The following is an 11,902-nucleotide window of genomic DNA, read 5'->3' as shown; positions in this document are numbered from 1 at the left end:
ACTAGTGGTCTGTCAAATTCATTTTGACGGTTAGGGAAACGCAATAAATCGCCGTCTCTACAAGGAATCTATCCGTCAATTATTTCTTGACAGACTACTAGTGTGACAGGAATCAAAATTACATACAGCTTAATAATAGCAAGCTTTGTAGAGACTCAGCCTGTTAAGATTTCTTAGCCTTATTTAGAAATCTTGTCAAAAAACTAAAATAGATATATCTTGAGTTAGTTTCAGTTAGCTTGTCTAACAAGTAGAATTCGAGGATTTTTGATTAAGTAGTCATTAGTCATTAGTCATTGGTCATTGGTGCATACTCCATCCCTTGCGATGCCCTGAGCAAGTCGTTGGGATAAAGCAGTTCTTGCTGGGGGTAGGGGATAGGGAGAGGGGGAGACTAACTCTTGACAAATGACAAATGACAAACGACTAATGACTAATGACTGTCCTTTGTTAAAAACTCGCCTTATGATGGTCTGATGCTATATAGGCACAAAATAAAAGTTGGTCACTAGAAGCAAAAAATTTGAACCAGAATTTATTGGCAATATGAAACTCAGTCTGTGCATGATTGTGAAAAATGAAGCAGCAACACTGCCTAAATGCCTGAGCAGTGTCCGAAAAGTGGTGGATGAAATGGTAGTCTTGGATACAGGCTCAATCGATCACACTCCCAATATTGCCCAACAACTCGGTGCAAAAGTCTATCATTTTAAATGGTGTAATGACTTCAGTGCTGCCCGCAATGCAGCTCTAAAATATGTCACTGGAGATTGGATTCTGGTATTAGATGCTGATGAAACTCTCACACCAGGAATTGTACCGCAGTTGCGAGAGGCGATCGCAAGAGATGAATACCTGCTCATCAACCTTGTCCGCCACGAAATTGGTGCAGAACAATCTCCCTATTCTCTGGTTTCTAGGCTGTTTCGCAATCATCCAGATATTTGTTTTGACCGTCCTTATCATGCCTTAGTGGATGATAGCGTGTCAGCAATTATAACCAAAGAACCCCATTGGCAAGTAGGTTATTTACCAGGAGTGGCACTTTTACACGTAGGATATCAAAAAAGTGCGATCGCTCAAAATAACAAATATGCCAAAGCAGCTACAGCAATGGAAGGATTTCTCGCTACTCATCCTGACGATCCTTATGTTTGCAGTAAATTAGGGGCATTGTATGTGGAAACTGGGAAAATTACCCAAGGTATGGAGTTGCTTCGACGAGGAATTACCACTGCTGAAGAAAACTACGATATTTTATATGAACTCCACTACCATTTAGGTATTGCTTACAGTCGGTTGCAAAAATCCCCACAGGCTATTTCTCATTATCAAGCTGCGATTAAATTGCCAATTTACCCCATGCTCAAATTAGGAGCATACATTAACTTGGGTAACTTACTCAAAGCAGCAGGAGATTTAAATGGTGCAAAAACTGCTTACGCCACAACCTTAAAGATTGACCCTAATTTTGTTTTTGGACATTATAATTTGGCGATGATATTTAAAGCTTTGGGTTTATTTACAGATGCGATCGCATATTATCAAAATGCAATCACATTAAATCCTAACTATGCCGAAGCCTATCAAAATTTAGGGGTAGTTTTGCTGAAAGTTGGCAATCATCAAGATAGTTTAACAGCTTTTAGAAAAGCGATCGCTATTCATGAAAGGTATAATCCCGAAGAGGCGAAAAGATTACGCCAGGGGTTGCGAGAAATGGAGTTGATGTAGATAGATGTGCGGTAGCATTAGACAACAGAACATAAAACTTCAGGCTTGATTGTTTATGTTATTTATAAAACAATTATTGTTTCGTCAATTGTCGATAGGCGTTGCAAAAACCTTTGTTATAGCAACTTTAGCTATATTTTCCACTACTGGAACTATTAATCAGTCCAATTATGCTAGCGATATAAAATTCTTGGAAATTGGTCTAACTGATGCTCCCAAAGTTGCAACACTCACGGCTGAAGACCTCTTTAATCAGGGTTTGGATAAGCAAAAAAAAGGAGATTTGCGAGGAGCGATCGCAGCTTATACTGAAGCAATCCGCCTCAATCCTAACTATGCCTTAGCCTACAGCAACCGGGGTGTTGCCCGCTCTGAATTGGGAGATAAAAAGGGGGCAATCGAGGATTACAACCAAGCTTTGCGGATTAATCCTAATGATGCCCTAGCTTACTTCAACCGGGGTGTTATCCGCGCTGAATTTGGAGATAAAAAGGGAGCAATCGAAGATTACAACCAAGCTTTGCAGATTAATCTCAACTATGCCGAAGCTTACGGTAATCGGGGAAATGCCCGCACCCAATTGGGAGATAAAAAGGGGGCAATTGAAGATTACAACCAAGTTTTGCGGATTAATCCCAATGATGCCCTAGCTTACTTCAACCGGGGTATTGCCCGCACGCAATTGGAAGATAAAAAGGGGGCAATGGAAGATTACAACCAAGCTGTGCGGATTAATCCCAACTATGCCCAAGCCTACTACAACCGGGGTGTTCTCCGCACTGAATTTGGAGATAAAAAGGGGGCAATGGAAGATTACAACCAAGTTTTGCGGATTAATCCCAACTATGCCTCAGCCTACTACAACCGGGGTGTTCTCCGCACTGAATTGGGAGATAAAAAGGGGGCAATGGAAGATTACAACCAAGTTTTGCGGATTAATCCCAACGATGCCGAAGCTTACAGCAACCGGGGTGTTATTCGGTTTGAATTGGGAGATAAAAAGGGGGAAATCGAAGATTACAACCAAGCTTTGCGGATTAATCCCAACGATGCCCAAGCCTACTACAACCGGGGAAATGCCCGCGCCGAATTGGGAGATAAAAAGGGGGCAATTACTGACTTGCAGCAAGCCGCAGATATCTTTAAACAACAAGGAAAAATACAGGAGTCCCAAAAAGCGCTGGAAATTATCAAACAACTTCAGAAGTAGATGCTTGAGGCGTTGCATCTGTTTAGCTTTGCATCAAAATTCCTACTAAAATCTGCATCAAGATTTCCAAATCAGTTGGTACGCGATACAACATTAAATCTTGACTCACTTTTTGCTCTTGACGATCAAAACTACCAAACTGCCAAATATCACCAGTAGTCACAGCACCATACAAAATTGGCTCATCTGATTCTACCCACGTATCCAAAGCAATCAACTCCGTCGCTAACTGGGTAAATCCCCGTGTTAAGTCTGCCTGTTTTGCTTCTACCACTAAGATATTATGTTTTGACTGAAGATAGTAGTCTAAGTCACCTCTAAGATATTGGTTAACTTCAATGGGGTACTCAATATTAACTATTGCTTTTGTGATGTGGGCTACTTCTAACAAAATGGGTGCGATTAATACTTCGCGTCTAGCCGCTTCACTAGTTAGACTAACACGAGCGATCGCTTCTTCTAGGCGTTGGCGTAAGTCTGATAGTCGAGTTAGTAATTCTGACGCAGCGACAGGTAAATTAATTGTTGTTTTAGTTAAAGTTACTCCTAATTCCCGCAAAATATCGGCGGGAGCAAATTTCATTTGGAAATAGCTGCGGAAAGTGTAGAATTCATTTGGTTTAAGTATCGGCGGACGCTGACGTTCAGTTGTCATTTGTCATTGGTAAAGGTTTCAAGTATATTTATTTATCGTAATACCAATTTAATGTGAAGTTGCACATATCTTGATCCCCCTAAATCCCCCTTAAAAAGGGGGACTTTGACTCCGGTTCCCCCCTTATTAAGGGGGGCTAGGGGGGATCGAATTCTATGCAGCCAAGCTCAGAACTCGGAACTTCAAGCTCAGAACTCGGAACTTCAAGCTCAGAACTCGGAACGCCAAGCTCAGAACTCGGAACGCCAAGCTCAGAACTCGGAACGCCAAGCTCAGAACTCGGAACTTCAGATTTAAAAATGAAATCCACCCATTCTGAGTTGAAAAGGTGGAGTTAAGAACTTGGAGAGCTAGTAAATTCTCCCGACAAATGACGACTGACAAATGACAAATGACAAAGAACTAAATACGCGACTTGACAAATTTCTCCAATCTATCCATTCCCTTTTCAATCGTCGCCAAATCTGTGGCGTAGGAAAGGCGAATGTTGTCATCAGCCCCAAAAGCAATTCCGGGAATGGCTGCAACTTGATATTCTCCCAGCAAAGCGTCACAAAATTCTAGAGATTTTAGACCGGTTTTGCTAATATCAGGAAACAGATAAAAAGCGCCATCTGGTTTTGCAGTACTCAATCCGGGAATGGCGTTGAGTCTGTCTAGCATTACCTGGCGGCGTTTGGCGAAGGCTTGGCGCATTTCTTCGACGCAATCTTGAGGACTTTGTAGCGCTGCGATCGCACCATATTGGGCAAAGGTACACACGTTAGATGTACTATGTCCTTGGATGGTACTCGCTGCTTTAATGATTTCCACTGGCCCCGCTAAATAACCAAGTCTCCACCCAGTCATGGAATAAGCCTTCGCAAACCCATTACTAATCAAAGTGCGGTCAAAAATTTCCTTAGAAAGAGAACCGATGCTGATATGTTCTGCACCGTCGTAGAGAATCTTTTCGTAAATTTCATCAGAGACGACAAAGATATCTGCATCAACTACTACCTGCGCCAGTGCTTTGATTTCATCTGGCGTGTAAACCATCCCTGTAGGATTAGATGGAGAGTTGAGGATAAATAACTTCGTCTTAGGCGTGATTGCTTTACGGAGTTGTTCGGGAGTAATTTTATAACCCGTCGTTGCATCTGTGGGTACAATTACAGAGACTCCACCGACCAAAGTCACCATTTCGGGATAACTTAGCCAGTAAGGTGCAGGGATAATTACCTCATCACCTGGATCGATCAGCGCCACGATCAAGTTATACAGAGAATGCTTACCACCATTAGTGACGATTACATTCTCTGACTTGTAATCAAGACCATTATCGATTTTAAGCTTGTGGGCGATCGCTTCCCTTAACTTTGGTTCTCCAGCTGCTGCACCATACTTGGTTTTGCCTTCTTCCAAAGCTTTTATTGCTGCGGCTTTGATATGGGCTGGGGTATCAAAATCTGGTTCTCCAGCGCTAAAACTACAAACATCTATTCCCTCTGCCTTCAGTGCCTTAGCCTTGGCTGCGATCGCTAAGGTTAATGAAGGTGTTACCTGACTTACTCTTGCTGCCAGCTTCATTCTTACTATTTTTGGCAAATCTTTCACTTATCTAAGGATATCCCAGAATCATTACCAAGATTTGCTTTTTCTGAATTCCTTGGGGATTGGAGAATTGGAAAGAATTCCTGATTCTTGCCCTTGACTCTTAACAATGTATTTTGTATAACTTTAATTTTAGATAAAGCTAGCTATTTATATGCAGATCAAAACACTTTTAATCGCATCTTCTTTGTTAGTTACTGCTGTTTTTATACCTAGTGCTGCCATTGCTCAAAATCCCGGTAATCCGGGAAAATTTGATTTTTATGTACTGACACTCTCTTGGTCGCCGGATTATTGTGCGACAAATGGTATCCGTGATCCGCAACAGTGCGGTTCTGGAAGGAAACTTGGTTTTGTATTACATGGTTTGTGGCCGCAGTACCAAAGTGGTTATCCTGCTAATTGTTCCACACAAAAATTACCGTCCCAAGTAAAGCAACGGTTTCCCAACTTGTTTCCTAGTACTAAACTTTATGATCATGAATGGGAAAAACATGGTACTTGTTCAGGTAAAACTCCTGCGGAATACTTGGCATTGAGTAAAAAATTAAAAGATGCGATCGCTATTCCCGCAGCTTATAATCGTCCCGCGAAACCTTTGCGTACTACAATTACAAATTTTAAAAATTCATTTGTGAGTGCTAATAATCAAATTACTGCTGATGGTCTAGCACCTTTTTGTTCTGGTTCGGGAAGATTTTTGCAAGAAGTCTTCTTTTGTTATTCCAAAAACGGTGAACCTGGTATTTGTAGCGCCGATATTTTGAAGCGATCGCAAAAAAGTTGTGGTCAGCCAGATTTCTTACTGAGAAACGTTAGATAACAATACGGCATGGAGCATATTAAAAAAATACTGAGATATCAAATAGCATTTTATCAGTATTTCTACTAGGAAATAGCTAGAATTAAATTGTGAAATTTTTACAAAAATTTTGCCCAACTACCAGTTATATTCCGGGGTATGTTCTGATTAGAATTGATAAAAATAATATTTATCCAGTCAGGTTGATTATGATGTCGTACTTAAACAGAACATTTGTGAGTATCAGCTGTTTGTGCTTACTGTTACTTCCCAGTTGGCGACCAGCCCAGGCTCAACCAGGACAACAAGAGATACCTATTTCACTAGGTTCAACAGTGTACCAGCGAGCGAAAGAGGAATTACCGGAAGGTTTATATGGGCTTTATCGCATAATTGATCGGATTGCACGCGCTAATCAATATGATAATCGTTCATGGCTGATGGAAATTGTACAGAAATATAACGTTAATGCATTTGGCGATGATAGCAATTTGATTCCCATTTACAACGGCATATTAGACGAATTAGCGAGTGATTCCTCGGCTTTGGCTTGTGTAGTTGCTCACGAGATGGGTCATCATATTAAGAATCACAATAGTATTAACGAAACTAAAAAGGCAGAATTGATTGCCCAATTAAAAGTAGAAGCAGAGAAAGAAGTTTTGGGAGAGAAAAAAACTGCTGCTGCGGAGGGAATTGTGTTTGCGGTTGCGGATTTCACAGCGAATAATGTCCAGCAAGCGTTTGCAGGGAGTATGGTAGGATCTGGGATCGAAAAACAAAATAGCGATCGCCTAGCAGCATCCCAGAAACGTATCAATGAGATTTTAGCGAAAAAGACGCAAGAGTTGGAGCAACGCCTCGCCGAAGAAGTCGAAGCACAAGAAATTGCAGCAGATGAAATCGCCTACGTAGCTTCTGTCAAAGCAGGTTTTGAAGCAGAAGGATGTCTCAGAGTTCTTCAGTTACTGGCGCAAAATTCTGGATTTGAATATGACACAAACCATCCATCTATACCCAAACGCATAGAAGCGCTGAATGCGATTATGAGCCAATATCCACCTCAGTCTTTGGTAGAGGATGGTGAAAGCCAAATATCTGCAAGTTCGCCTTTAGTCTATAACCTTTCTCAGGATCGGACAAGCTTAAAGATTAACTCTGGTCATGGTGCTTCTCTCACAGATGATATAGAAACTCGTTTTGGGAAGTAAGGGACTAGTACCTCTGCGCGTAATTCGTAATTCGTAATTATCTGTTTGCAAGGGTTTCAGACATTTCAAATGGGTGGTTTATTTACGCCGTGCTGTACTAGTCTTTTTATTGTCTACGAGACGCTGCGCGAACAATGCGTGAATTTTGAATACTTCGGCTACGCCCTTCGGCTACGCTCAGGACAAGCTCAGTACAAGTTTTGAATTGATTTCTCCCCAGTCCCTAAGCGATCGTCACATCTGGCGACAAGTAAACATCTTGAATGGTATGAAACAACTTCACACCTTCCTCAAAGGGACGCTGGAAGGTCTTTCGCCCAGAAATTAATCCTGAACCACCAGCGCGTTTGTTAATTACAGCCGTGCGAACTGCTTCGGCGAAGTCATTTTTACCAGTCGCGCCACCAGAATTAATCAAACCCACCCGCCCAGAGTAACAATTTAGTACTTGATAACGAGTTAAATCAATTGGGTGATCGGTTGTCAATTCTGTGTAAACCCGCTCATCGGTTTTCCCGTAACTCTTACCACTAGCTTTAGCAACTGCACCGTAACCATTGTTATTTTCTGGTAACTTTTGTTTAATGATGTCGGCTTCAATGGTTACACCCAAATGATTCGCCTGTCCGGTGAGGTCGGCTGCAAGGTGGTAATCTTTATCTTGTTTAAAAGCGTTATTCCGCAGATAGCACCAGAGAATAGTCACCATCCCCAGTTCATGGGCGCGTTTAAAAGCTTTGCTGATTTCCTGAATTTGTCTGGTAGAATGCTCTGAACCAAAGTAAATTGTCGCACCGACGGCGGCGGCCCCTAAATTCCAAGCTTGTTCGACATCAGCAAACAATACCTGGTCAAATTGATTGGGGAAAGTCAGCAATTCATTGTGATTGATTTTGGCAATAAAGGGAATTTTGTGGGCATATTTGCGCGAAACAATCCCTAATGTCCCCAAAGTGGTAGCAACCGCATTGCAACCTGCGGCGATCGCTAGCCTGATAATATTTTCTGGGTCAAAGTAAATCGGATTGGGCGCAAAAGACGCACCTGCTGAGTGTTCAATCCCTTGGTCTACCGGTAGAATAGACAGATATCCAGTATATGCAAGACGACCAGTAGAATAAAGTAGCTGGAGATTACGCAATACTTGAGGATTGCGATCGCTGTTGAGCCAGATGCGATCTACAAAGTCTGGCCCCGGCAAATGTAGTAAATCAGTAGGAACTTTTGCTTTGTAGGTAAGCAAGTCTTCAGCCTCTTTACCTAGCAATGACTCGATAGAATTAGCCTCTATGAGCGTTGTAGTCATAGCGTTTTCCTCAACAATTGAGCAAATGACCTTTGCCTTTAAGATAGCATTTTTAATATTCCTAACCTGGTTATGGAGGTATTAACTATATGTAAAATCCTTCTGATTAGCAGTCTGAAATTATCTGTAAAAACTTGTTTTAATGATTCAACGTGAGATTTAATTATCAGAATTTGCATTTTTTCTCAAACAAATAACTTCTTGAGATAGATGCGAAGTGATAAGATCACACCCAAATCAGAATTTTTCTCCAATGTTAAGTTAATAGTCTTTAACAGAGTTGCTTGCTGCAACCTACTAACAAGAGCAATTTGCTCTGAGCAACTTGTCTTTGTTAATTTAGATGGTAGCTGGATTTAGACCGTGCTGTACTAGAATTGACAATAAAGTAAAATCTATCTTCCCCCTATAGTGGTAATAATCGTTAAAAGAACAAAGATAATTCTATGAGTAAGTTTCAAATCGATATAGACTTTAGCAATATAGATTTAGCTTCCCTTGAGACAGAAGAAGATTTTCAAAGAGAGGCAAGAACATTATTACCAAAGGTACTAGCCAAACTAGGCGAAAGTGTGGGTGAAAAGACTTGGGAAGAATTACAGCAAAAGCTGCAAGGCACTGGAGGTATCAAATCTTCTCCAAGCGAGAAACGCAAGTTTATGCAAGAAACAGCAAGAACTTATCAACGAAATGCCAGTAAGAGAGAAAGGCAAGAACTGGAAGACTATATAGTAGAGCAATTACGCCAGCAAAAGCGGTAAAGATCCACCTAAGCCTGATATACGTGTATTTTAACTTCTATTTTTAGTAGGGTGCGTTAGCCTTTGGCGTAACGCACCACTGTACTAACTTCTAATATTCAAAATCATTGTAGGGGCAGAATATTAGAGTGTTCCAAAAAATAAATGATCCAAAACCCGTCATTGCGTTCGCGTAGCGTCTCGTAGAAAAGCAATCCCAGTCATTGCGATTGCTTCTCTTCGAGACGCTCCGCGAACGCTTCACTCGCAATAACATATCATAAATTAATTTACCGAACATGATTCAAACAAACCAGCGACGAATCAACTCCACCTGGAAGCCATAGCCGTCGTCAACTTCCTCGATTAACTCACGTTGTAACAGCAAATTGAAAGTAATATCAGCATCAGGGAAATGTTGCAATAAAGTTTGGTGGCTAACTATAGCCCCTTCTCCTTGAGCGGCAATAAAACGTAGAATAGCTTGTCCAGCCGCGTCTACTTGGTTGTTTTGAATGTCAGCAAAGAAAAAGCCCCCACTTTGCAAAGCTTCAGGTATCGCGGCTTCCACATCTGCTAAAGTTGCCAATCGCCGGATAGAGGGGTCTTGTTCGTTCTTAAGGACAATAATTTCTGCACAGAGTAGTTGTACTAAAAATGGATGACAACGGGTGAGTTGCAATACTCGCTCAACGGCGTTAGGTTCATAGCGGAGAGTAAAATCTTTGACGGGACATTCAATTAATTGTCGTGCTTCCGCTTCTTTGAGGTACGAGATATGCACTACTTGGACATTAATGAGATAACTTGCCCAGCGCTGATATTCTTCGATAGTATGAGAGCCAGCCAGTAAGACCTTGAAGCGGGGACGATGTTGGATGAGGTGACGCAGCATTCCTAAAACATCCTGTTCATCAAAGCGACCTTTGGCTATAGCGTTGTCTAGCACCTCGAATTCATCTAGCGCTAGTAAGGCGGTGTTTTGTTCTAGAGCGTGTTCTACATTATCTAGCCATTCATCGAAATAGGTGAACGGGTCAGATTGTAGCACTTCGCGGGCTAGGGACGGTAGAGTTACACCTTGCTTTTTCGCTGACTTCTCCATCTCTCTAGCCAGGTTGTAGAGAAAACCTGCATGGTCACTAGCTGATGAAGGTGCGCCTTGCAAGTCTACAAACATGGGAATGATGTTATTAGGTAGTAACTTTCCGATGTTATTGAGGAGAGAAGTTTTACCCATACGTCGCTGACCGTATAGTAGCAGAGGTGGACGACGGCGATCGCTCAGTAGTTGCTCGATGCGTAAGCCGATATCATCACGCCCCGTGAAAATTTCTTGCTCTAGTGTAATGGGATTCCCAGTAATGTAAGGCGAGTCAATTTCTTGGCGCAGTTCAGTAATTTTAGCCAGTTCATCTATATAGTTAGTTACTATCTCACGCCAACTTTTGATAATCGGGTAGAAACGGACTGTGTATTTGTCGCTGCTACGAGCGAAGTTCTGCAACTGTAGATTTAATTTATCTGCAATATCTCTAAGAACTAAGCGCTGGTTATAAGCACTTGCTTGATTGAGTGCAGCATCTACATCCTCACTGATACGGCTAAAGATTTGTAGTAGAGGGCTAACTTCACTCTCTAGTTCACCAGTTACCAGACTACGATGAGCTTTACGAATAGCTTCCACATCAGCACAGCCTTGTAAACTGCGTGCATCCAGTTCAATTTGTGCAGCTTGAGCCGCCCAGCGCTGGGGGCTGATACTGAGATATTCTAAAGCAGCTTTTCCTTCAACTGGGTTATTTTCGATTATGAAAAGGAGATGCTTATCCAAACCAGGCAGATATAAACGCTGCCACTCATCCCAGAAGGCGGAGTGAAAGCGTAATAAACAAAAGCTTTTACCATTACGTCCTTTGTCTAATCTATAGAGCAGAGAATTCCAAAGAATGAGAAATGGAAAGGATAAAACAGGCCGCCATGAATTGATAGTGATTCCCACGCCGAACGCCACGCCGAACGCCACGCCGAACGCCACGCCGAACGCCACGCCGAACGCCACGCCGAACGCCACGCCGAACGCCACGCCTACCGCCACGCCTACCGCCACGCCTACCGCCACGCCTACCGCCACGCCTACCGCCACGCCTACCGCCACGCCTACCGCCACGCCTCCCGCCACGCCTACCGCCACGCCTCCCGCCACGCCTACCGCCACGCCTCCCGCCACGCCTCCCGCCACGCCTCCCGCCACGCCGAACGCCACGCCGAACACCACGCCCCACGCCACGCCCCACGCCACGCCGAACACCACGCCCCACGCCACGCGAAAAGCTATATTTGCGATTGGTTCACCCAATGCCCACAGCACCAAGCCGAATAATAAGTTAGCCAGGATAGGTAAGATAAAGTATCCCTGGATGAACAGCCGCCACAGAGCAAGGTTCCGCCATCGCCCTTGTCTCAACAAGATAATTAGAGAGGAGCCAGAGTCTAAAGCAGGGTCAATACGCTCAAGGTGGTTATGCCATGCTGAGGGGCGGAAGACAAGCCAGAAAAGTAGTTGCAAGCTACCGAGTATTAAGTTGGGGTGCTGCTGGGGTGCATTGGTGTAGGCGTTGGGGGGTAGTTGTGGTGAAGTCAACGTTTTT

The 11,902-nt window shown here is 42.9% G+C and carries 10 protein-coding genes; 6 read left to right on the top strand and 4 right to left on the bottom strand.

The genetic code is table 11. The features are described 5' to 3' along the window. The first annotated feature begins 546 nt into the window (after positions 1–546). On the top strand, positions 547–1,734 hold the full coding sequence (locus D1367_RS00840) for a glycosyltransferase (protein WP_181985021.1): 1,188 nt from the start codon (positions 547–549) through the stop codon (positions 1,732–1,734). Between the two features lie 55 nt (positions 1,735–1,789). After that, positions 1,790–2,944 (top strand): tetratricopeptide repeat protein, encoded by a 1,155-nt coding sequence (locus D1367_RS00835; RefSeq protein ID WP_118161820.1) that lies wholly within the window; start codon positions 1,790–1,792, stop codon positions 2,942–2,944. 22 nt (positions 2,945–2,966) lie between these two features. Here the strand turns inward: D1367_RS00835 and D1367_RS00830 are convergent, their stop codons facing one another. Further along, positions 2,967–3,599, bottom strand: a complete 633-nt coding sequence (locus tag D1367_RS00830) for a hypothetical protein (protein WP_118161818.1) — start codon at positions 3,597–3,599, stop codon at positions 2,967–2,969. A gap of 105 nt (positions 3,600–3,704) precedes the next feature. On the opposite strand from D1367_RS00830, the gene D1367_RS30000 reads away from it, so the two are divergent. Then, the gene (locus D1367_RS30000) at positions 3,705–3,896 is read left to right on the top strand and encodes a hypothetical protein (RefSeq protein ID WP_147337318.1); all 192 of its coding nucleotides are present in this window, start codon (positions 3,705–3,707) and stop codon (positions 3,894–3,896) included. 105 nt (positions 3,897–4,001) lie between these two features. Here the strand turns inward: D1367_RS30000 and D1367_RS00825 are convergent, their stop codons facing one another. Further along, entirely contained in the window at positions 4,002–5,168 is a 1,167-nt protein-coding gene (locus D1367_RS00825; RefSeq protein ID WP_118170989.1) for a pyridoxal phosphate-dependent aminotransferase, read from the bottom strand. 178 nt (positions 5,169–5,346) lie between these two features. On the opposite strand from D1367_RS00825, the gene D1367_RS00820 reads away from it, so the two are divergent. Next, positions 5,347–6,015: a ribonuclease T2 family protein gene (locus tag D1367_RS00820; RefSeq protein ID WP_118161815.1), complete on the top strand. Its 669-nt coding sequence runs from the start codon at positions 5,347–5,349 to the stop codon at positions 6,013–6,015. A 215-nt stretch (positions 6,016–6,230) separates the two neighbouring features. Beyond that, the gene (locus tag D1367_RS00815; protein WP_225892382.1) at positions 6,231–7,205 is read left to right on the top strand and encodes a M48 family metalloprotease; all 975 of its coding nucleotides are present in this window, start codon (positions 6,231–6,233) and stop codon (positions 7,203–7,205) included. A 223-nt stretch (positions 7,206–7,428) separates the two neighbouring features. On the opposite strand, the gene D1367_RS00810 is transcribed toward D1367_RS00815, so the two are convergent. After that, a complete protein-coding gene (locus D1367_RS00810; protein ID WP_118161813.1) occupies positions 7,429–8,511 on the bottom strand; it encodes a class I fructose-bisphosphate aldolase in 1,083 nt (360 codons plus the stop codon). A 446-nt stretch (positions 8,512–8,957) separates the two neighbouring features. Between D1367_RS00810 and D1367_RS00805 the strand changes: the two genes are divergently transcribed. Then, a complete protein-coding gene (locus D1367_RS00805) occupies positions 8,958–9,272 on the top strand; it encodes a hypothetical protein (protein ID WP_118161810.1) in 315 nt (104 codons plus the stop codon). A gap of 283 nt (positions 9,273–9,555) precedes the next feature. On the opposite strand, the gene D1367_RS00800 is transcribed toward D1367_RS00805, so the two are convergent. Next, positions 9,556–11,895 (bottom strand): AAA family ATPase, encoded by a 2,340-nt coding sequence (locus D1367_RS00800; RefSeq protein ID WP_181985020.1) that lies wholly within the window; start codon positions 11,893–11,895, stop codon positions 9,556–9,558. Between the last annotated feature and the right edge of the window lie 7 nt (positions 11,896–11,902).

The organism is Nostoc sphaeroides, from assembly GCF_003443655.1.
GTDB classification, from domain to species: Bacteria; Cyanobacteriota; Cyanobacteriia; order Cyanobacteriales; family Nostocaceae; genus Nostoc; species Nostoc sphaeroides.
The sequence above is the reverse complement of the archived record's forward strand: the minus strand, read 5'-3'. Positions and strand labels throughout refer to the sequence as shown.